The organism is Psychrobacter sp. 4Dc, assembly GCF_002836715.1.
Taxonomy (GTDB): Bacteria; Pseudomonadota; Gammaproteobacteria; order Pseudomonadales; family Moraxellaceae; genus Psychrobacter.
The window spans coordinates 33,590-54,464 of record NZ_PJAT01000084.1; the positions used below are offsets into that span (position 1 = coordinate 33,590).

General features: G+C 43.1%; 20 protein-coding genes and 1 pseudogene. 8 read left to right on the forward strand and 13 right to left on the reverse strand.

All coding sequences use genetic code 11. The features are described 5' to 3' along the window. Positions 1 to 50: 50 nt before the first annotated feature. The 11 genes and pseudogenes from CXF61_RS05180 to CXF61_RS05225 all read right to left on the reverse strand — a co-directional run bounded on the left by CXF61_RS05180 (position 51) and on the right by CXF61_RS05225 (position 10,508). Positions 51 to 1,652 (reverse strand): NAD(P)/FAD-dependent oxidoreductase, encoded by a 1,602-nt coding sequence (locus CXF61_RS05180; protein ID WP_165597421.1) that lies wholly within the window; start codon positions 1,650 to 1,652, stop codon positions 51 to 53. A gap of 204 nt (positions 1,653 to 1,856) precedes the next feature. Beyond that, positions 1,857 to 3,128, reverse strand: a complete 1,272-nt coding sequence (locus tag CXF61_RS05185; protein WP_227526609.1) for a cytochrome c — start codon at positions 3,126 to 3,128, stop codon at positions 1,857 to 1,859. Between the two features lie 102 nt (positions 3,129 to 3,230). After that, a complete protein-coding gene (locus tag CXF61_RS14145) occupies positions 3,231 to 3,623 on the reverse strand; it encodes a YceI family protein (protein ID WP_319830346.1) in 393 nt (130 codons plus the stop codon). Between the two features lie 15 nt (positions 3,624 to 3,638). After that, entirely contained in the window at positions 3,639 to 3,845 is a 207-nt protein-coding gene (locus CXF61_RS14150) for a hypothetical protein (protein ID WP_227522985.1), read from the reverse strand. 259 nt (positions 3,846 to 4,104) lie between these two features. Further along, positions 4,105 to 4,929 carry a PAP2 family lipid A phosphatase gene (locus CXF61_RS05195; RefSeq protein ID WP_165597422.1) on the reverse strand — a complete coding sequence of 275 codons (825 nt, stop codon included), beginning with the start codon at positions 4,927 to 4,929 and terminating at the stop codon, positions 4,105 to 4,107. A gap of 118 nt (positions 4,930 to 5,047) precedes the next feature. Then, entirely contained in the window at positions 5,048 to 5,512 is a 465-nt protein-coding gene (locus tag CXF61_RS05200) for a diacylglycerol kinase (protein WP_413775327.1), read from the reverse strand. Between the two features lie 222 nt (positions 5,513 to 5,734). Further along, positions 5,735 to 7,081, reverse strand: a complete 1,347-nt coding sequence (locus tag CXF61_RS05205; RefSeq protein ID WP_165597424.1) for a sensor histidine kinase — start codon at positions 7,079 to 7,081, stop codon at positions 5,735 to 5,737. 127 nt (positions 7,082 to 7,208) lie between these two features. Beyond that, a complete protein-coding gene (locus CXF61_RS05210; protein ID WP_165597425.1) occupies positions 7,209 to 7,904 on the reverse strand; it encodes a response regulator transcription factor in 696 nt (231 codons plus the stop codon). 75 nt (positions 7,905 to 7,979) lie between these two features. Beyond that, a complete protein-coding gene (locus tag CXF61_RS05215; RefSeq protein WP_165597426.1) occupies positions 7,980 to 9,677 on the reverse strand; it encodes a phosphoethanolamine transferase in 1,698 nt (565 codons plus the stop codon). Between the two features lie 141 nt (positions 9,678 to 9,818). Then, positions 9,819 to 9,956 (reverse strand): annotated as a pseudogene (locus CXF61_RS05220) (helix-turn-helix domain-containing protein); the annotation flags it as partial. Between the two features lie 12 nt (positions 9,957 to 9,968). Beyond that, the gene (locus CXF61_RS05225; protein WP_193834188.1) at positions 9,969 to 10,508 is read right to left on the reverse strand and encodes a Crp/Fnr family transcriptional regulator; all 540 of its coding nucleotides are present in this window, start codon (positions 10,506 to 10,508) and stop codon (positions 9,969 to 9,971) included. Positions 10,509 to 10,593: 85 nt separating this feature from the next. On the opposite strand from CXF61_RS05225, the gene CXF61_RS05230 reads away from it, so the two are divergent. Together CXF61_RS05230 and CXF61_RS05235 are read left to right on the forward strand one after the other, a co-directional pair. Continuing rightward, complete coding sequence (locus CXF61_RS05230) at positions 10,594 to 11,385, forward strand: class II aldolase/adducin family protein (protein WP_227526610.1); 792 nt, start codon at positions 10,594 to 10,596, stop codon at positions 11,383 to 11,385. Positions 11,386 to 11,392: 7 nt separating this feature from the next. Continuing rightward, a complete protein-coding gene (locus CXF61_RS05235; protein ID WP_101206349.1) occupies positions 11,393 to 12,265 on the forward strand; it encodes an alpha/beta fold hydrolase in 873 nt (290 codons plus the stop codon). Positions 12,266 to 12,569: 304 nt separating this feature from the next. Here CXF61_RS05235 and truC read toward each other — a convergent pair whose 3' ends face one another. Next, positions 12,570 to 13,343 carry a tRNA pseudouridine(65) synthase TruC gene (gene truC / locus CXF61_RS05240; RefSeq protein WP_240990983.1) on the reverse strand — a complete coding sequence of 258 codons (774 nt, stop codon included), beginning with the start codon at positions 13,341 to 13,343 and terminating at the stop codon, positions 12,570 to 12,572. Between truC and CXF61_RS14155 the strand changes: the two genes are divergently transcribed. The 3 genes from CXF61_RS14155 (at position 13,233) to CXF61_RS05255 (ending at position 15,235) form a co-directional block, all read left to right on the forward strand. Next, a complete protein-coding gene (locus CXF61_RS14155) occupies positions 13,233 to 13,628 on the forward strand; it encodes a pirin-like C-terminal cupin domain-containing protein (RefSeq protein WP_165597429.1) in 396 nt (131 codons plus the stop codon). The two genes, truC and CXF61_RS14155, sit on opposite strands and share 111 nt — an antisense overlap. Positions 13,629 to 13,680: 52 nt before the next feature. Next, a protein-coding gene (locus CXF61_RS05250) for an IS3 family transposase (protein ID WP_193834189.1) occupies positions 13,681 to 14,768 on the forward strand; the annotation gives its coding sequence in 2 pieces (ribosomal slippage) (positions 13,681 to 13,933 and positions 13,933 to 14,768; 1,089 coding nt in all). 44 nt (positions 14,769 to 14,812) lie between these two features. Then, positions 14,813 to 15,235 (forward strand): DUF4172 domain-containing protein, encoded by a 423-nt coding sequence (locus tag CXF61_RS05255; protein ID WP_227522987.1) that lies wholly within the window; start codon positions 14,813 to 14,815, stop codon positions 15,233 to 15,235. A gap of 227 nt (positions 15,236 to 15,462) precedes the next feature. Here CXF61_RS05255 and CXF61_RS05260 read toward each other — a convergent pair whose 3' ends face one another. Further along, on the reverse strand, positions 15,463 to 16,443 hold the full coding sequence (locus CXF61_RS05260; protein ID WP_101206352.1) for a GlxA family transcriptional regulator: 981 nt from the start codon (positions 16,441 to 16,443) through the stop codon (positions 15,463 to 15,465). A gap of 227 nt (positions 16,444 to 16,670) precedes the next feature. Here CXF61_RS05260 and CXF61_RS05265 point away from each other — a divergent pair, with 227 nt between their 5' ends. From CXF61_RS05265 to CXF61_RS05275, 3 genes are all read left to right on the forward strand, one after another. Next, positions 16,671 to 17,927, forward strand: a complete 1,257-nt coding sequence (locus tag CXF61_RS05265; protein WP_193834191.1) for a M24 family metallopeptidase — start codon at positions 16,671 to 16,673, stop codon at positions 17,925 to 17,927. Between the two features lie 280 nt (positions 17,928 to 18,207). Then, entirely contained in the window at positions 18,208 to 19,671 is a 1,464-nt protein-coding gene (locus CXF61_RS05270; protein ID WP_165597430.1) for a sodium:solute symporter family protein, read from the forward strand. Between the two features lie 223 nt (positions 19,672 to 19,894). Continuing rightward, positions 19,895 to 20,848, forward strand: a complete 954-nt coding sequence (locus CXF61_RS05275) for a DMT family transporter (protein WP_227522988.1) — start codon at positions 19,895 to 19,897, stop codon at positions 20,846 to 20,848. Positions 20,849 to 20,875 lie beyond the last annotated feature (27 nt).

The following is a 20,875-nucleotide window of genomic DNA, read 5'->3' on the forward strand; positions in this document are numbered from 1 at the left end:
CTTGCTTGAACGGCAGAGTTGTTATTCAAAGCTCATTACTCAAAAGCTGGCTATCCAAGCTTTTTAGCCTTTTGATGTAAGCGTTTGGCAGCATCCATACCGGATAATATCGCGCCCTCTTGCCACGCAGGAATGTGCGAACAGTGCTCACCTGCCAGTACGATACGGTGGTCAATTTCGCAGAGTGTCTCATAGTACTGCTCACGGCTGGACTCGCTCCAGATACCATAACAGCCAAGTGACCAAGGGATACGGTGCCATGCGACGGATGTGCCAGCGCGGAACTCCTTTGTATATTGTGGATGAATCTGTTTGCCATAGGCGAGCGCCGCGTTGATACGTTCTTTGGGTGTCAATGAGTTAAATTTGTACGAAGTCTCGCCAAATCCATAAGCACCAAGTAGCACACCTGAGCCTGAGCTAAACATATCCTGTGACGGATAGGAGATTTGGGTGATCGGCAGATCAGTATAGGTGATGCCGCCATAGATCCATTCATCCTCTTCCCAAAACCGCCGTTTGAACTCCAAACCCACTTTGTAAGAGCTATCATAAGGAACGGCTGCCATCGCTTGTTTCATTGGCGCGGAGACGTTGATGTCAATTTGAGTCAGTATGGACAAGGGGATAGTGCAAATACACCAATCTGCGCGCACTATTTTGGCTGCACCGTCAGGGCTATTGCTATCGACATAGTCAACGGTAACCCCAGTTTCGTCTTGATTGATGTTGGTGACTTTGGCGTTGAAGATAATCATCTCGCGACACTCACGCGTGAATGCATCACCGATTTTCCCCATACCGCCGACAGGCTGAAACATCGTTGGTTGATGCACATGCACGGTATAGTTGCTATAAATGTCTGACCACATGCCTGAGTCTAGTAGCTTATCCATCGATATCGGCGTTGACGGTTTGGCATCTGGCATCAAGCCGCCACCCGGATACACACTATAGCCGCGATGCTTACCCGTCTCATGGCTTTTGACATAGCGATAGTTATTATCCAGAACACCCCAACCTTTTAGCCCTTCGAGTAGTTTTTCTTTGTCCTCTTTATCAACGCTACTGTCGAGACTGCCTTTATTGACGGCTTTGGACAGCAGTTCTGACACATAACCGCGAATATCACTCTGCACTTCACCCAAGCGCTGCGGCGCGCCGTTAAAGTGATTGGTACGGTGTAGATAAGCGCGATCATTGGTTTGGATAAATGGCTGCAATGCGACGCCAAACTTTTTGCAGTAATGAAAGACCGCGTAGTGATGGATAGGCAATCGCCATGGACCACCATGAAAGTATTTGCCTTTTTTAAAGTCGCAAGTGACCTCAGCACCGCCCAGATCTGTATATTTATCACCGCTGTTGAGTGTCCAGCTACGTCCGCCGCCACGATTTTGGTACTCAAGCACGGTCACTTTGTAGCCCGCTTTACGGAGCTCATAGGCTGCAGTCAGCCCGGCCAATCCTGCACCCAAAATCACGATACTGGCACCAGCCGGTGCGCCTTTGAGATTCATCTCTTCTTTAAAGCTCGACTCGGATGCAAACCCCAACGTGGTCATCGCTTGATACATCGCGGTCGCGCCTGCGGTCTTGCCTATCATGGAGAGCAGTTGCCGACGCGTAGGAGATTGGAGCAGGTCATTCATAGGACTATCCTTATCGTGCTGAGTCTTTACATTATTATAAAAAGCGAAGATTAGAGCGCATTTTTATAGTTGGTTTTAGGGTTAGCTTTTTTCTTTTATCACACGCGTGACATCGGCCGCGCTGACATCGCTGCCTGGTAGACCACCAAATGTGACTCGTACATAGTTAGTGATACTAGCGATTTGTGTAGGGCTTAAATCTTTTTAAAAGCCGGGCATTTTTGGTGCTGTGTTAAATGCACCTTTTGCCCCAAATGCAATGACGCCAATGAGTGCATCAGGTTTTACGCGGCGAATACTACTCAAACCAACGATGGAGGCATAGCGGGCATCGGGCTGTGCGTAACCATCGACCCCATGACAACTGGCGCAATGGATGAGATATAAATCTTTTGGCGAATTGCTGTTCAGACCGCTATTGTTGGAACTATTGGCAATATTGGTTTTGGCATGCGCCAGATAGTCTTTTTGCTCAAGTAAGTCATAAGTAATAGAATCGCTGACTGGTTGCGGTAGACGAGAGACATTGATAGGTATTAGATAGTCATCGGTCTTAATGGCTGGAACGACTTTTAAATAGTCAGCCATCGCGATCAGGTCTTCTTCAGTGAGATAACGCGTACTGTGCGCCACGGCTTCTGCCATTGGCCCGCCCGCATAAGCACGTTTATCAAGCGTTCCTGTACGCAGGTAATTTACGATATCCATTTCGCTCCAAAGGCCGATACCCGTATCGTTGTCAGGGGTGATATTTGGTGCAAACCATTTACCAAGTGGTGCGCCGGATAAATAGCGGTCTTTATCGAGGCCTTGGGTTAAGTTGCGCGGTGTATGACAAGTGCCGCAATGCTCTAAATTATTGACCAGATATTCACCGCGCTGCTGAGTGTTTGTCAGTCCTGAGCGATTTTCAGTAGAGGGTACATTGATGACATTCCATGCCAGCATTAAGCTTCTGATATTCAATGGAAAAGGTAGGCGCGTGGTTTTTTCAGGTGGTTTGTCTACGATAGCAACGGTCTGAAAGTACGCAAATAAGGCGCTGATATCCTCATCTGTCATGCCATGATAGGACGGGTAAGGCATCGCAGGATAAATCTGATGATTGGGTGCACGACCTTTTTGCAAAGCCTTTTTGAAGTCAGATTCAGTATAGTTGCCGATGCCATAGCGCGTTGACGGTGTAATATTGGTCGAGTAGATATTGCCAATGGGCGTCTCAATTGGTACGCCGCCACTATAGTCATCACGGTGGCAAGCCATACAGTCGGCGCTGCGTGCTATGTAAGCGCCGCGATTGGCAAGCGCACTATTAGCAGGGCTGACATTTGGTAGGGTTATTCGACTGGGCAAAGTGTTTATTGGAAGACTGACCGTATCTGCCATTGCTATCGTAGAGGTTGCGCTAAGCCCCAATGTTAGTGTCAGGGCTAGAGAAAATGACCGCGCTGGCATTACTGCAGAAAGTGGCTTCATAATGTCCTTATGGTGCTGATTAATCATTGCTATTCCCTTTTTGAGCACTCTGCAAATCGCGACTGGTTACTATCAAAAAACAATGTTGCAATATTAAAATCGCTACTGCCTGGCGGCTTCGACTTTAATATTTAAGTTCAGGTTTTTGGTCAATCCAAACCAGACAAATTTGTTTATATTCCATTTGGTACGATCAAGCGTCGCGGTAAAATTGCCGCCGCATACTTCTTTTTTGAGACTGGGATTTGTGTCACATTCGAACTTAGTTGCGGTTAGGCTAATTGGGTGGGTCTCGCCATGCAGTGTCAGTTGTCCATCTACCCGAGTGACCTGAGGGCTTTTTTTATCTTGATTAAAATGCCATTTTGTCGATTCAAAATGCGCTGAAGGAAACCTCTGCATATCAAAAAATTCAGGCCCCGTTAAACTATTATTAAAAGAAGGGTTGCCCGTATTTAAAGAGTTTATCGGTATGATTAATGAGATATCGCCAATACTTAGGTTTGGATCTTATTGCAAATGACCTTTGATATTATAAAAGCCACCAGTCGTGGCCGAGCTTTTAAAGCGTTCGATGGCAAATCGGATGTGAGTGCTGGCAGGATTAATAGTGTAGTTGGCCGCTTGACTGCTATTTGTAGCGCCTACAAGCAGCAATGGAATGGTCAAAAAAGAATAGATATGCGAAGGTTTTGGCCTAATAGACAACAAGCGCATAGCTACATTCCTGTGCAGGCTATTGATATAGAAGAGCTTATTCACAAGCGCTATCCGTGCGTTTGCTTAACAATAAGCCAGTGATTGTTAATTATTTATACAGGGTTTTTTCAAATACTTAGTAGTGCTATTTTAGTAAAGAGTTGACGAACGGCTCTGTTATATTCGAACGTCAATTCCAACTATTAATGCATAAGTATTGATACCTAATTATTGAAGCTAAGTACTGATGCATAAGTACTGAACCTAAGTGCTGAATTTAAATGTTAGAGTGCTCAATGTTAGACAAGCTCAGACCAGTATGTCCTTTATCATCGTTGGTGCTGTGTGCTTTATTTTTAATTGATTGTTTGAAAAATAGAGCAGCGAGCGCACAGGCTATGGTTAATGACAGCAGCATTGAGACCAATGTATGGCTAAAGAAGTGATCGCCAAATAGCATCTTATACAGTCCCATTGTCCAGCCCAAAATAGTTACTGATATGACTATTTGATAGCGGTATTTTCTTAGTGTCGGTAAAAAAGCCAATCCATATAAAGAAAACCCTGCGCTGGCGTGAGCTGCTGGGAAGCATCTGGCAGGCGTTGTTGCTACGATGTTTTGCCAAAGATTGAGGTAGGGCAAATCCCCATTAAAAATAACCAAGTCATTTGGGCAGCTAACATGGGTGACACCTTTGAGCATGGCAATGGTAGCAGGTACAATCGCCAATATAATCAGTAGGTAGCTTATCTCGCGCATAGGTAAAGAAAGCATAAATTGATCAAGCTTATTATGACTGAGCTTACTGCGATTTAGCTTATTGCAGTTTAGGGCAGTAGCATTAAGCCTTGACTGTCTGTACTTGATGATTAAAACCGCTATGAGGTAGACAGCCAATAGAATCAATAATGCTTTGGGCAAATCATAAAAAATAAATGCATAAGGCTGCGCACCTTTTTCGAGTAGCCAGTGTCCATTGTTATAAAAAAGCTCACTGATACGTACGTCTAATTGGCCATGCTCAAAAACCAAGGTGGCCATGATGGTGACGCACAGTAGTTTTAGCCAGTCCCAAGTCATTGCGTTTTTTTTTGAAGTCATGACTACACCTAATAACGTACGTGAGATGTTGAGAGATCCTAATACGATTTTCGTTTTATTGTTTACTTAAGATAGTGCTAGCAATGCCTTGCGCTGATATGCGAGTGCTTGTCATGCTTTAATAAAATAGAACAGACAATGCCATTACCCATAAGATCAGTAACAAACATAAAGACAAAAACTGTGCAGCAGAGCCGACATCTTTTGCGATTTTTGCGAGCGGGTGTTTGGCGGTTGAAGTATGGTCAACACAGGCTTCAATTCCTGTATTTAGCAGCTCGACAATCAACGACAAAAAAGAAGCGACGACCAGCATCATTTTTATACCAAGCGCAAAAGGCATAACGATGACAGCAGCTAGCAGTACAAGGTTGAGCCACACGACTTGTCGAAAAGCCGCCTCAAATTTATAAGCTGCCTTAAAGCCATCGAGTGAGTAACCAGTAGCTTTTATAATTCGGTAAAAGCCCGTTTTACCTTTGGCGCTCTCTGCAAAGCTATCAGGTGTGAGCGCACTGTGATGCGCTGCCTGCTCGATAGGGCCGTGACTGGCTGGCTTGTCTTCAAGATTAATAGGAGTAATTTTATTCATATAGAATTCTTAATGGTCTACTAATATCAAGGTACGTGCTCGATTTTGCATGACCAAACAAACAGTCAGGCAAAGTCGATATCGCTTGAGTATAAGACGAGAGAGATTAAGAAAGTGTTAAGAGACTATAAAGAGGCTGAGATACGTGGTAATGAACATTAAATAGGGCAGAGCGTATTTTTTAGATGAGATTTTTTGGCGTTATTGCATGGGCTACTTATAATAAATACTAAAAGTGCTGCCGCCTGAATGATTGGCTTGATGGGTCAGCTGCCAGCCCATATGAGACATGATGCGTTGTACGATACTCAGCCCCAAACCTGAGCCTTCAACCTTGTGATTGATATCATGCTCTGGTGATAAGACTGTGCCTGTACCCCCGTCTTGATAGTCATGAGTCAAGCGCTCAAAGCGCTCGTAGAGCAGCGGCATCATCGCCTCAGGAATACCAAGACCAGTATCAGTCACCATGATTTTTTCGTCATCGATAGTGATGGTTATTTCGCCATCATCCGTGTACTGAAACGCATTTTTTATCAAATTGCCCAATGCCATTTTTAATAGCTCAGGGCGCACATAGGCACTGTATTCTTGCTCAGCGATTATCTGGCACGTGACGGTCTTGTAGCGCAGCAAATAGGTCAATCGCTGCACTTCGGCTAAGGCAATGCTATTAATGGATGTTTGCGGTGCATCGAGTTTTTCAGGGGCGCGCGAAAGTAAAAGCAAGGTGGTGATAATCTCGGAGGTCTCACGGGCTGTATTACTGATACGATTGGTAAATTCGTTCAGGTAGCTGTCTGCTGCTAAATGTGAGGCCAATACCTCAGAGGCCCCCATGATAATGGTCAATGGCGTGCGCAGCTCATGACTGACGTCACCGGTAAACAGTTGCTCGCGCTTGAGATATTGCTCTAGCTTATGGTTTTTTTCATCAATAGCACGTGCCAACACCCCAACCTCAGATGGTAAGTGCGTCAATTCTGTGAGGTTTTTATGATCGGTTTCGACAGCTCGTTTCAAATCTAATAAAGGCTTGATGATCTGTTTAGAGGACAATTGGGAAAAGATAGCGGCGATAAGTAAGCTTAGAATCACGGCTACTTTTAGCGTATCTGCAAATATGTCTTCTAGGTGCTCAAATATCGCCAAGACTGGGTAATTTTCCATCACCATTTCGGTGTTTTCTAGGTAAGTCAAAATATAGGTTTGACCGTCTTGGGTGTAGGCGAAAAGATGCAAGTTGGCATGACCTGCCCCAGATTCTTTATTAACAGTGACAGAAGTCTCTTGCACCGTGTCATTGGCTATCGCTTGTAAACTAATAGGTGCTTTATCATAGCGATAAATCTTGATACCTGGTTCAGCGACATAGATAGGCTGGTCACCATACTTTTCTTGACTAAGCTCTAGCTGCTGCAATAGGCGAGCCTTGACCAAATCTTGCTCTATTCGGCTCTCCGCGTACAAGAAAATACTGACAAAAGCTGCGCACAGTAATAACGCGAATATGAAGTAAGACAGTCTGAACTTATTGGCTATCGAGTCTATATTGAGCATGGCATGAGACAACTTAATAGAAAAAGGCGATATATAACAGGGCTATATGTAATAGAGCGATAAATACGATATGGTAAGTCGGTTAGTAAGTCACATGAGGTTTATTTAATTCATGCTGCAATCACGACTACGCGCTTGCTGATTTGTTAGGGTCAACAACTTGGTAACCTACGCCAGGTACTGTGACTATCATGGGTGTGTCAAATGGCTTATCAACCTGTGCGCGCACACTATGCATATGGGTGCGCAGTGCATCACTACTCGGTATATCTAGTCCCCATACTTTTTCTTCAATCTCAGTTTTACTGACGACTCTAGGCGCTGCACTCATGAGGATGTGCAATATTTTAAAGCCAGTGGGGGTAAGCTTCAGTGATTGTCCCTCACGCATAATAGTATGCTCACTATTGTTTAAGGACAACGCTCCGACCGCAATACTGTGGGCAAAATGATCGTCCTCATGGCGACGTATGAGCGCTTTGATACGACATTCCAACTCGACCAACGAAAACGGCTTGACCAAATAATCATCAGCACCGCTATCAAAACCAGCGACTTTATCCAAGATTGTATCGCGAGCTGTGAGCATTAATACGGGAGTCTTGTCATGTAACTCTTCTCTGAGTTTTTTGCACAGCTGCGTGCCATCCATACCTGGTAGCATCACATCGAGCAATATCACGTCATAATGATTGCTTGCGGCGAGCGTTAGCCCACTGTAGCCATTATGTGCGTTGTCCAGCTCAAACCCTTTTGGCTCAAAAAACGCGTAAATATTGGCCACGATATCGGGGTTGTCTTCAATAACGAGTATCTTATACATGATGTTAACCTAAAAAATAGTGATTACCTAAAAGATGGTAATGGCCTAAAAGAACCGAGCAATATAAAAACAGATTTAGTTATTTACTTTAAAAAAGGTTGGCGCGCCTTTGACTTCGTCAGTCGTGATGCCAAAAAAGCTAAGCAACGTCGGCGTAATAAAATCGTGTGACACGGGCTGATTGCTCATACTAGAGAGACTGTCCGCATCGATGTTATTACTGTCTGGTGACCAAATGACTGCGGGCACGTGTTTTTGGGTATCTGGTGCAAACTTATAGGGCAGACCATGCAAGTAAATATTATTTTCACCCAAACTCTCGCCATGATCGCTCATATATACCATGACTACATCATAATCTTGCTCATAAGGCTTTAGCGTATCAATCACATTACTCAAAAAATAATCGGTATAACGAATCGCATTATCGTAGCCATTTATCACAGACTGAGCATCACATTTGGACAGCTCATTGGTCATGCAGACAGGGTTATACGCTTCAAATTCTTTCGGATAGCGCTGATAGTAGGCGGGTCCATGATTACCCATTTGGTGTAACAAAATAAGCGTGTCTTTAGGCGTATCTTTCGGTGAGCTGCCTGACTTTACCAGTGCATCAAACCCATCAAGCATACCGATATCTCGGCATTCGACATCACAGTTCGGATTGGTATCAGCTGTTTTGTAGTCTTCAAAAGTAACGCGATCAGCCACGCCTTTAGAGCTGGAGTTATTGTCGCGCCAAATAACATTAACCCCTTGCTTACTTAGTGTATCTAGTACGTTTTCATTATACTTGGCTGTATCGATATCGTAGTCTGCTCGATTTGCATAGCTGAACATGCAGGGTACGGAGTAGGCCGTAGAGGTGCCGCAAGAGACAGCATTCTGAAAACTATAGAGGTCTGATTGTTTTGAGAGCAGCGGTGTGGTGTTGCGTGTATAGCCATTTAAACCGAAGTGATCAGCGCGAGCCGTTTCCCCAACCACAAACACCATCAGTTTTGGTTTAGCATTGCCACTCACACTATTAGCAGGTGACACACGCTTTGCATCTGTCGCATGTAGCGTGAAAGTATCAGGACGGCGTAGCTCATCGATATAGTTTTCGCCAAGTTTGATCGTAGAGTAAATAGGCGTGATCGGGTTAGCATAATAACGGACTTGTTTATGCTGACGAAAGAAGCTGGCGTACTGGTCACCAAAGGGTAAAAGACACGCTGCGATCAATGCGATAGACAATATCAACGTGGCTGTTTTTTGTAGAATACTGCGTTGCCAAGTAAAGCGTTTTAGACGAATTTTGCTAATGATAAATGCTGGCAACACGCCTAATATCAGCAGTCGAATGACCATGCTGGGGGCAAACAATCCCATCGCCTCTGCTTGATCGGTCTCCAGACTGTTAATCAGCATGTTGGTGTCAAATATCGTCCCATAAGCATCGGTAAAATAACCGCAGATAGCGGCAGTAATCAGTAGCGCAATCAACACTGGTTTGGCAATAGGGCGATAGCAAAGCAGCTGTAATACCAGCCACATCAGTCCAAATAACAAACCTGTGATGGAGAGTATAAAACCCATGTTTGTGCTAAATGGATAGACATTTAGCACCTGCTCAAAGAACGCAATATTTGCAGTCGCTACCAAATATAAAGCCACGATAATAATAAGATAACTGAGATTTATCTCACGATCATAGAGCCTGCTAAGGTAGCTGGTTTTTGCTTTGATTTTGAGCACATTGGTCTTGATGGCTTGAGGTATGGACATACAGATACTTCTCAACAGATGGTAGGAAACGTCATTCCTTACCATAGCAAGTGGTCTGTTAAGAAGATGTTAAGGCGATTGATGCTAACTAGAATAAGTTAGATGGTGAGGTGTTTTCTGAGATGATTTTATACATTTAAGTCAGGTAGGATTCATCATTGCCATCAATTGGGGTTTGTCCTTTATGGTGATAAAACCATAGTGCATATCGATAAGGTACTGCTTTTGCCACGATTGGATGATTTTATTGATGGTTTGTCTGGTAGTACCAAGCATAAAGCCAAGCTCTTCTTACGATAAGCGCAGATCTATTTTGATATCGTCTCCTATTTGCTTACCATAAGTGTCAATCAGCCCAATTAGCATGCTAGCCAATCGCGCTGAGGTATTGAGTGAGGTAGCATCATCAATCCATTCAAATGCTCGGCGGATTCGCTCGCAGGTTATAAGTGCGAGGTGCTTGTATAAAATCGGATGCAACTGCGCTGTTTGAATCACCAGATTTCTAGGGATAGAGATTAGCGTTACTTTGTTAATCGTCCACGCATCATGGGTGCGAGGATTGTCATCTATGATAGATATCTCACCAAACCACTCACCACTAGATAGATGCGCCAGTGTCATAGCATGGCCACTAGCGCTCACATTACAGACCCTAATCGTACCCGACACGACAAAGTGTAGCGCCGCATCATCGTTATCACCGATGGCATGAATCATTTGGCCTTTTTGGTATACCTTTAACACCGCATCGCCTGCCAATAGCGGCTGCACAATGGCTGGCAATTGACTAAACCATGGGTCGTTATTTAAATAATGATTGATATTCATAAGTGTAATGTTTTTGACAGATTTGGTTTTATGAAATGGTGTAAAGTAATCATTCAGGATATCTAACACAGTAAAGGAATACACCATGCAAACAACTATGCAAACCGCGACATCAACCGATTCAACTTCGAGTGTACACCATAACATGAGCGAACAAGAGTGGCAGATGCGCGTAAATCTTGCCGCCTGTTATCGAATGATTGCTTCTTATGGCTGGGATGATTTGGTATTCACTCATATCTCTGCGCGCGTACCAGGTACTGAGGATGAGTTTTTAATCAATCCGTACGGGATGTTATTCGAAGAGATTACCGCCTCTAGTCTGGTCAAGGTCAATAAAGCAGGCGAAAAAGTAGCGCCATCAGAGTTTGAAGTCAATCCAGCTGGATTTATCATCCACAGTGCTGTGCAAGAAGCTCGCGACGATGCACATTGCGTCATTCATTTGCACACAAATGATGGCGTGGCCGTCTCAGCGCAAGAAAAAGGCCTACTACCTATCTCGCAACAATCATTATTTCCGCTATCCAATTTGGCATACCACGACTACGAAGGTGTCGCATTAAACCCTGAAGAAAAAGTACGCTTGGTTGCTGATTTAGGTGATGCTCACTTTATGATTTTGCGTAACCATGGTCTGCTCACCTGTGCCGATACGGTTGCCAATGCATTTTTGTACATGTATATCATGCAAAGAGCTTGTGAGATTCAGATCAAAGCGCAGAGCGGGGGCGGTGTATTGACACCGATACCAGCACAAATCTTGGCAGGTATCCAAGCTGCATCAGAGCAAGTGACCCGAGGTGCAAATGGTGATATCGCATGGCCTGCGTTACTAAGAAAATTGCGCCGCACTGACCCATCATTTGAGGAGTAAGTCTCTAATGATAACTCTTGATGAGTGGCAAAGGCAGGGGCAATATGAATCAATTCATGGACACCAAATCTTCACTCGGTATGCAGGGGATAAAAGTGCGCCCGTATTGCTATTGATTCATGGTTATCCTAGTGCCAGTTGGGACTGGGAGGGCATGTGGGATGCGCTAACCGAGCATTATTATGTTATTACCCTCGATATGCTGGGGTTTGGATTATCAGACAAACCCAAAAACGCGCGCTATCTAATCAGTGAACAGGCTGATATTTATCAAGTTGTTTTGCAAAAACTGGACGTCAGTGATTATCATATCTTAGCGCATGACTATGGTGATACGGTAGCTCAGGAGTTGCTAGCCAGACAAGTCGAAGGGAGCGCTGAGCGACACATTGCCAGCGTATGCTTCTTAAACGGTGGTCTATTCCCTGAGACGCACAAACCTATCTTGGTGCAGAAACTACTGCTATCACCATTAGGTCCTATGGTATCAAAACTGATTAATAAACAGAAATTTGCAGGCAGTCTACAGCGGATATTTGGCCCAAACACGCCGCCCACAGTAGAGGTGATAGACACGCTATGGCAGCTGTTAAATCACAATGATGGGTTGGGTGTGATGCATAAGCTGATTAACTATATGCCACAGCGTCAGCAGTACCGCGAGCGATGGGTAGGCGCGATTATCAACAGTACTGTACCAGTGAAATTGATCGCAGGTGCCAAAGATCCTATCTCAGGTCAGCATATGATTGATCGTTATCGCCAGCTGATACCCAACGCTGATATAACCAATATGCCTATGTTAGGCCATTATCCGCAGGTAGAAGATGCAGTGGCAATCACAGCGGCCTATCTGCAATTTAGATACAGTATCCTGTAAATACAGTTCAATCTAACAAACGCAGGGCTTCAAATGGTGCTCTGCGTTTTTTATTCTCTTGTTATCTTTTAGCTTTCAAGAAAAATGTGTAAGTTTAAATGAGACTAACATCCGTGAGCGTAGTCACATAGCTGTGGAAAAGGTTTTTGATAAGATGATCACTAATAAATGGCTAATTATGATTGAGTGGTCTATATGCGTGGTGCTACAAGATACTGATGATTTGATAAAAAAGATATTTTGAAAAACTTGAGGTTTTGGAGCGTATTATAAGAGGTTGTCTTTTCCAGTCCCCACTAGGGACTTAAACCTCAACACTATCTGTCCAAGAGAACTCTTCTAAGATACGCATCCATTGCTCGTCTAATCCTGCTTGTAGTACTAGTGGCTCACCAGTGACGGGGTGGCTGAGTGCCAAAGTCTGTGCATGCAGCAACATACGCGTGCAATCATAGTGAGTACGAAAAAACCGTGTATGACGTATATCGCCGTGACTGGTATCACCCACGATGTGATGGAATACATGTCTCATATGCCGACGTAGCTGATGTTTGCGCCCAGTTTCAGGCGTTAAGCGCACCAGACTATAGCGGCTAGTGGCATGCTTCTTTGATACTGCAAATGGCAGCTCAATTTGTGCCAAACTCTGCCAGTGGGTGACCGCTTCTTGAGCAGGTTTATCTAAGTTGGCAAATTTATCGGCAATGGCATCAGGCTTAAAGCTCAACGCATAATCAACAGTACCTTGTTCAGACATAAAGCCGCGCACCACGGCCAAATATTGCTTAGTCACTTTGCGTTCAGTAAACGCTTCGGTAAGGCTACGTGCAACGGCTGAGCTCTTGGCAAATAACAATACACCTGATGTAGGTTTGTCTAACCTATGCACTGGAAATACATGACAGCCTACCGCATCACGGGTGAGCTGCATGGCAAAGCGTGTCTCGCCTTTGTCCAGCCAACTGCGATGCACCAACAGACCAGCTTCTTTATTAATCGCTACTATATACTCATCTTCATAGATAATTTCTATTTGATCAGCAGTATTGCCTTCGATATCCATGTTTTTATTGCTCATATTTTAGATGCGTCAATTATATATCCTTTTTATTGTACCTGTAGTGGCATAATAAATTTAGAGTCAGACTTTGAGTACGGTATCTTGGTTTCAGAAGGAGAGGTAGCGTCCGAAGGCAAGGTTTGTCAGCAAGACCAGTTATTCCGTTTTCATAATAGCGATATTGCTAATAACAAAAGTATTAAGTTGGCTGCTAAAAAGGGCACACGTATCATGTTTATCGGCGGCGAACCGCTGAATAACCAAGTACTAATGTGGTGGAACGGTAATCCCCCCACTAAATAAGAACACTTAGAAATAGAGATTAACTGCTAAAATATATCAGCAGGAGAATCCTATGAAAAAGACACGCTTTAGCGACAACCAAATCGTTAATATCCTAAAACAAGCCGAACAAGGTGTCCCTATCACCGAGCTTTGCCGTGAGCATAATATCAGCCAAAGTACCTTTTATAACTGGCGCTCAAAGTATGGCGGCATGGATGCCTCTTTGATTGCGCGCTTAAAAGAACTTGAAATTGAAAATGCACGTCTTAAGAAGATGTATGCTGATGAATGTCTTAAATCCGATATCCTACAGGATGCCATGACAAAAAAGTGGTAGCGCCCCAAAGGCGCAGGAAAATGGCTTGTCATTACATTGAAGAGCATGGTATTAGCATACGTCGTGCTTGCCGTATCTTTAACATCAGCGTGACCTGCTATTACCATAAGTCAATGGCCACGGATGAGAACCAGCAGATCGCGGACTTACTCATCAAACTGACTGATGAGAATAAGAACTGGGGCTTTGGTTTATGCTTTTTAAGCCTGCGTAATGTCATGGGACTGCCGTACAACCACAAGCGGGTATATCGCATCTACTGTGAGCTTGAACTCAACCTTAGAATCAAGCCTAAGCGTCGCATTAAACGCGCTAAACCAATACCATTAGCAGTACCTGATAGGATAAACCAAAGCTGGAGCATGGACTTTATGCACGACGGCTTAAATGACGGTCGCAGCTTTAGACTGTTTAATGTGATTGATGATTACAACCGTGAAGCGCTCACCGTTGAGATTGACTTCTCACTACCAGCACAAAGGGTCATACGCACATTAGACCAGCTCATTGAATATCGAGGCAAACCTGTACAAATAAGATGCGATAACGGTCCTGAGTACATCAGCAATGCGCTCAAAGACTGGGCTGAGCAGCAAAGCATTAACTTAAGCTATATTGAACCTGGCAATCCACAGCAAAATGCCTATGTGGAACGCTTTAACAGAACCATGAGATATGATTGGTTAAATCAGGAGCTGTTTGATAACTTAGAGCAAGTACGCACACAAGCAGAAAACTGGTTATATCATTATAATCATGAGCGCCCAAACATGGGCAATGGCGGTTTTACGCCCATACAGAAACTCAATCAAGCAGCTTAATTCTATTTGTTAGGTGTCTTAGGTTTGGGAGGGTTACCGAACATATGAAGCATGTTACTTATATTCATGAACATCTAAACTGGACTGAATGGCAATGGTCGGACAAAAAGCTATTGCCACTTGTTAGTCGTGTACGGATATTACAAGGCCATTTACTAGGAAAGCTGCTAACACTAGGGTTCGATCTGAATGTTGAGGCACAATTAGATGCGGTGACCTTAGAGATTATCAAAACTTCTGAGATAGAAGGTGAGACACTAAATGATGAGCAGGTTCGTTCTTCAGTTGCGCGGCATTTAGGGCTGAATAATGCCAGTATGCCAACCAATACTCGTGAGATCGATGCAGTGGTAGAGATGATGCTAAGTGCTACCTATCATTATCAACAGCCGTTATTATTAGATGATCTACTCGGATGGCATCGAGCATTATTTCCAGATGGATATAGTGGGCTTTATGTGGGCTAGTTTTAGGTGTGCTATCTGGTGCACAAAATGAGCAGCAGCTGGTGAAATATGAACCTGATACAGTGTTAAGCAAGCTGACTGAATTAAAAGCGCTTATTTAACTCAAAGCTAGGTTTAAGCTTCAAAATATACAACAGAGCAGTAAAGCCATAAAAGTAATGACTTTTATGGCTTTTTTTAATTTTGGAGAGACCATTCTTATAGTTGCTGCGTCAAGATTAAATAGGCTATACCAGCTGATTCTCTTGTCTGTAATGGCTTGGCGTCATGCCATAGTTTTTTTTGAAGGTGCTAGAGAATGCACTGTTATCGATAAAGCCGCTTGCTAGTACGATTTGGCTAATAGGCAGCGTAGTATGTTTAAGAATATATTTGGCGTGTTCAAGGCGCAATCGCACGTAATACTGTTGCGGTGAACAACTAAAATTTTTATTAAATATGCGCTGTAATTGTCTACTTGATAATCCAAGATGATGGGCAATATCCTTAACGCTTAAAGGCTCTTCAAGATTGGTTTTCATCAATGCAATAGCATCTATTACATTGGTATAGCTACTGCTCAGTATTTTTGGCTTGGGCATATGCTGTACGTAAGTAGGCTCACGTATAGAGGTGATAATAAACATGTCTTGTATCTTGGAAACGATATGATGACCATGATGCTTATTGATGATATGTAAAGTCATATCCAATGCGCAAGCTCCACCTGAACAAGAATATAGCTGCGGTGCTATTGTAAATATTTGGTCATTAAAAATAACACCTGGATAGCTTTCTTGGGCTACGCTGATGTTCTCCCAATGCAATGAGGCTGCTTGCTGCTCAAGTAAGCCCGCAGCAGCCAATGCTAGCGCTCCTGTACACAAACCGCCAAGTGCAATATCCCGTACTGCCAATCGCTGAATTAAGGTAATGAGCTTACTAGATTCCAAGTAATCTGTTTGGTGTCCTCCGCATACAAATACCAAGTCGCAGGTTAATAAGTAGTCGAGTGGTGCAGTATGACTTAACTTAATACCGTTACTACTACTGGTTTTATTGTCATCGAACCCTGCCACCACCCACGAGTATAAGAGTTGCTCGCTCACATAATTCGCCATTCGAAGTGGCTCAATGATATTGCTGAACGCGAGCATGGTAAAGCCATTAATCAGTAGAAACCCAATACGCCTAGGCTTGTCTATCATCTTTTCCGTTATCTGAGTCATTTTTTGTCGCCTTCAGAACATACCTAAAGTTCTGGCTAATGTTAAGTTGTTTGTCTATATGTCCGATTATAAACATAAAATGTCGCTTATGAAAAAATACCTTATTAATTTTACCTCTATTATCGAACGTGTTCTCAGTTAATTATTACCTACCTTGGAGACGTTCCATGTCAGCACTAAAAGACCTTACTAGCACGTTATCTTCTACAGATTTTTCTCGAAAATGGATGAATTCATTAAACCTAACCTCTTTAGATGGCTCATTAGATAATCTGCATCTCCCAAGTCTAATCGAAATTAAAAACGGCCAGAAAGTGCAACCGACTTTTAGTCATCAAGAATATGCAAATCGTCATGAGAAACTTCGTGAGTATTTAGATAATCATGGCATTGTGGCGGCGCTTTTCACCTCGATACATAACATCAATTACTACTCTGACTTTATATATTGCTCTTTTGGGCGACCTTATGGACTAGTCGTTACTTCAAAAGAAGTCGTGTCAATCTCTGCCAATATCGATGGTGGACAGCCTTGGCGGCGTACTGTGGGCGATAATAATATTGTTTACACTGATTGGCAGCGTGATAACTATTTCAAAGCCATTGCTCAACAAATTCCTAATCACGGCCGCGTTGGTATTGAGTTTGATCATTTACCGATGGATCGCTTTGCTAAGCTTAAAGCTATATTACCTAATGTAGAGTTTGTAGATATTAGCCTACCATGTATGACCATGAGAATGGTTAAGTCCTCTGAAGAAATAGCGCTAATAAAAAAAGGTGCCCAGGTTTGCGATATTGGTGGGGCGGCATTGGTACAAGCTGTCTATGACGGAGTGCCCGAATACGAAGTTGCTTTGGCATCTACACAAGCGATGGTTAAAGCTATTGGTGAGCAGTTTGGTCAAGTGGAACTTATGGATACATGGACATGGTTTCAGTCAGGTATTAATACGGATGGTGCCCATAATCCAGTGACCAATCGTCGTGTCCAATCGGGTGATATATTGAGTCTTAACTGTTTTTCTATGATAGCAGGCTACTACACCGCGCTTGAACGCACATTGTTCTTGGATAAATGTGATGCAGATTCACTACGCTACTGGCAGATAAATTGTGAAGTGCATGAAGCAGGTCTTGAGCTTATCAAACCTGGCGTGCGCTGCTGCGATATCGCACATGAGCTGAATAAAATTTATGCAAAATATGACTTATTAGAAAAACGCAGCTTTGGTTATGGCCATTCTTTTGGTGTGCTTAGCCATTATTATGGACGCGAGGCAGGACTTGAGCTACGTGAAGATATTGAAACAGTGCTTGAGCCCGGTATGGTCATCTCTATGGAGCCGATGATTATGATTCCAGAGGGCATGCCGGGTGCTGGCGGTTATCGAGAGCATGACATCTTAGTCATCAATGAGACGGGCGCTGATAATATCACAGGCTTTAAGTACGGCCCGGAGCATAATATTATCGGTCGTTAATGTAGGGGAGTGTCATCAATAAATACTGTCTATATTGAGTGGGCTACCATGAATAATTTTCTTATTTTAAGCCCGCCAACATAGATGATGATGCGCCTCGCACGATGCAATTATTTTCACATTTTACTTATTAAGGAAATAACATTATGGACCTGTTTCTTAACAGCTGGACGTTATTTTGGTTTTTGACCATTAATGTACTGACGCTATTACTGGCAGTGAGTTATTTCTTCGTAGAGCGTCATAACAAGTAATGTAGTAAACGATACGAGGAATCGACATGTTTATTAATTGGATGATATTGTTAGCAGCAATTGCGCTTCTCATTGTATTGGCTAGTAAAGCTTCAAAAGTCATGTCAGCAGATGAGGAAAGTGGTTTTTTAGTAGCCGGTCGCTCATTAGGGCCTTTTGTTATGGCAGGTACTGTCGTGGCGACTGGGTTTAGTGGTTGGGGCTTTATGGGTTCACCTGGTGCCGCATACCAATACGGGACGATTGAGCTTTTAGGTAATTTCTTTTTTGCACCAGCCATGGTCGTCGCCGTACTATTCTTTGCGGTCTATTTGCGTAATAGAGCCATGAAGATGGGTAGTAGTACCATTCCTGAATTTATCGTTAACTTGCACTGTAATGATCGAAATTCAATATCTGCTCGCACTTTGCGTATTGTCACGTCTTTGGGCATGATTATATTTTTGACCGTATTTTTGACGGCTCAGATTAGAGCGCTTGGTATGTTAGGTAGTAGCTGGCTCGGTATTTCACCTCTTCTGGCTTCTGCGCTTTTATTGGTAATTATTACTATTTATACCATGGCAGGCGGATTGCTCGCCGTTGCTTGGACCGATACTTTTATGGTGATTGGGATGGCCACTGCTGCCATTTATATAGTGGTTCAGGTGTTCACTGACATTCCGTTAGCAGATATGATAACGCAGCTGAATGCGATAGATCCAAACCTTGTCAATCCAGAAAATTCTAACCCATATGGTAATGCCAAAGCTTCTGTTTTTCTAGTATTTGTCTATGCGCTTATCTTTAGTACTGCATTGCCCTATATGTCAGTACGTTTTTTGGCGATGAAATCTAATATCAGTATTGCCAAAACAGGCTTTTATACGGCCATTCTAGGGTGTATTTTGAGCTTGGTGCCTATCGTTGGCTTATATGTTCGTATCAAAAACCCAGGTCTGATCAATCCCGATGAAGCAATGCCTTGGTATTTAGCCAATGCTATTCCAAGTGTGGTGGGTAGTGTGATCACTTTGTTTATTCTTTTTGCTATGAAATCTACGGCAAACTCTATCTTGCATACCTTATCAACTGCTGCCTCACATGATTTGCGTTTGGCAGTATTTGACAATAAACCTCGCACTGAGGCTGAGCTATTGAAACTGAATAGATTGTGGGTCGCTATTGTGGCTGCTATCGCCTTCATTTCTACTTTCTTCTTACCTGAAGCGATGCTTAGCTATCTAGGCATATTCTCTAGCGGTACTTTAATGGCAGCTCTATCTGGTGTACTTTTGGTGACTATCTTTTATAAAGGCTCAACGATGGCTGCTATTGCCTCTATTATCGTCGGTGCTGTTTGCAGTAGTTATCTCTTAACATCAGGTATTGTCGGCTGGGTAGAGGGACCTCTTATCGGATCAGCTGCATCAGCCATCACTTACTTGGTCGTTAGTGTGTTGGTTCCTAATAGAGTCAAAGTCATATCAGAAGAAGCTGTCAGCGCTTAGATATAGATACTTATATTTATTAATACTTAACAGAGCCTAAGTTAACCGCTGAGTTTATTGACTGATAGTCATAAATTCAGCGGTTGACGTATTCAGTAAGGCTGGCAAGTATGAGTTGTATAGATAAGCTAATGCTGATTAACACTCAGTTATTTTGTACCAGTTTTATATTTACTCAATGATATTACGAACATTTTATGTTCAATAATAGAGGTGACTAGTCGTGGAAGTATTGAAAATCAGACCTATAGCGGTTGATGTCAAGCCATGGATTGGCACCATACAAATTGTCATGGCGGCCATATGTTGGGGCACACTTGGTATATTTTCGACTTATCTTAGTCAATTAGGTTTTAGTAGTTGGCAAATTACGATATTGCGTATCATAACGGCAGCTATTATTGCTATAGCGATGTTGCCTAAGATCTGGAAACCATTAAGTAGGCTAACACTCGGTCAATGGTTTGGGCTTGGTCTACAATCCCTAATTGGCGTACTGGGTATGACGGTTTGCTACTTATTTGCAGTGCTTCATGTGGGTGCAGGCACGGCAGTCGCATTACTCTATACGGCGCCGGTCTTTAGCTTGATATTCTCGCACCTATTATTAGATGAGCGAATTACTTATAAAGCTGCATTATTAGCAGTTGTAGCAGTGATTGGCGTTGGTATGACTACGATGGGTGGCACTACTGAAGGGAAGTTGGGTATTGCCGTTGGGCTGCTCTCTGGCGTTTGTTACTCTTTGTATGGTGTGCTTGGTAAACGCGCCATGCATCATAAACACTCTGCACCGCTTGTCTTTTTTACGTCAATTTTGTTCAGTGGCATTGTATTATTGTTCATTCCTACCACGTATACAACTTATTATAAGCTGATACAGCTTCCCGTTATTAGCTGGATATATGTACTGGGCTTATCTTTGGTGGGTACGATTGCACCTTTTGCATTATATATGAAAGCATTAGAAAAACTACCAGCCACACGCGCGTCAGTATTTACTATCTTTGAACCTTTGACCGCAATATTTTTGGCAGTGTTGCTCCTGCATCAAATGTTATCAGGTGTTCAATATATAGGTGTTTTTTTGATTTTGCTCGTTGCTCTATTAAATGGGCTAACAAATTCGACCAATGTACAACTGCCGAGATGGTTTAGAAGACAAAAATTATCGTAATTTAGTTTTATAGACATTATTATTTAT

Bases quoted from the DNA above. Each gene is read 5' to 3' on its own strand.
- CXF61_RS05180 (WP_165597421.1), bottom strand. From the start codon at position 1,652: ATGAATGACCTGCTCCAATCTCCTACGCGTCGGCAACTGCTCTCCATG.
- CXF61_RS05185 (WP_227526609.1), bottom strand. From the start codon at position 3,128: ATGAAGCCACTTTCTGCAGTAATGCCAGCGCGGTCATTTTCTCTAGCC.
- CXF61_RS14150 (WP_227522985.1), bottom strand. From the start codon at position 3,845: ATGCGCTTGTTGTCTATTAGGCCAAAACCTTCGCATATCTATTCTTTT.
- CXF61_RS05195 (WP_165597422.1), bottom strand. From the start codon at position 4,929: ATGACTTCAAAAAAAAACGCAATGACTTGGGACTGGCTAAAACTACTG.
- CXF61_RS05205 (WP_165597424.1), bottom strand. From the start codon at position 7,081: ATGCTCAATATAGACTCGATAGCCAATAAGTTCAGACTGTCTTACTTC.
- CXF61_RS05210 (WP_165597425.1), bottom strand. From the start codon at position 7,904: ATGTATAAGATACTCGTTATTGAAGACAACCCCGATATCGTGGCCAAT.
- CXF61_RS05215 (WP_165597426.1), bottom strand. From the start codon at position 9,677: ATGTCCATACCTCAAGCCATCAAGACCAATGTGCTCAAAATCAAAGCA.
- CXF61_RS05225 (WP_193834188.1), bottom strand. From the start codon at position 10,508: ATGAATATCAATCATTATTTAAATAACGACCCATGGTTTAGTCAATTG.
- CXF61_RS05230 (WP_227526610.1), top strand. From the start codon at position 10,594: ATGCAAACAACTATGCAAACCGCGACATCAACCGATTCAACTTCGAGT.
- CXF61_RS05235 (WP_101206349.1), top strand. From the start codon at position 11,393: ATGATAACTCTTGATGAGTGGCAAAGGCAGGGGCAATATGAATCAATT.
- CXF61_RS14155 (WP_165597429.1), top strand. From the start codon at position 13,233: ATGCACCAACAGACCAGCTTCTTTATTAATCGCTACTATATACTCATC.
- truC (WP_240990983.1), bottom strand. From the start codon at position 13,343: ATGAGCAATAAAAACATGGATATCGAAGGCAATACTGCTGATCAAATA.
- CXF61_RS05255 (WP_227522987.1), top strand. From the start codon at position 14,813: ATGAAGCATGTTACTTATATTCATGAACATCTAAACTGGACTGAATGG.
- CXF61_RS05260 (WP_101206352.1), bottom strand. From the start codon at position 16,443: ATGACTCAGATAACGGAAAAGATGATAGACAAGCCTAGGCGTATTGGG.
- CXF61_RS05265 (WP_193834191.1), top strand. From the start codon at position 16,671: ATGAATTCATTAAACCTAACCTCTTTAGATGGCTCATTAGATAATCTG.
- CXF61_RS05270 (WP_165597430.1), top strand. From the start codon at position 18,208: ATGTTTATTAATTGGATGATATTGTTAGCAGCAATTGCGCTTCTCATT.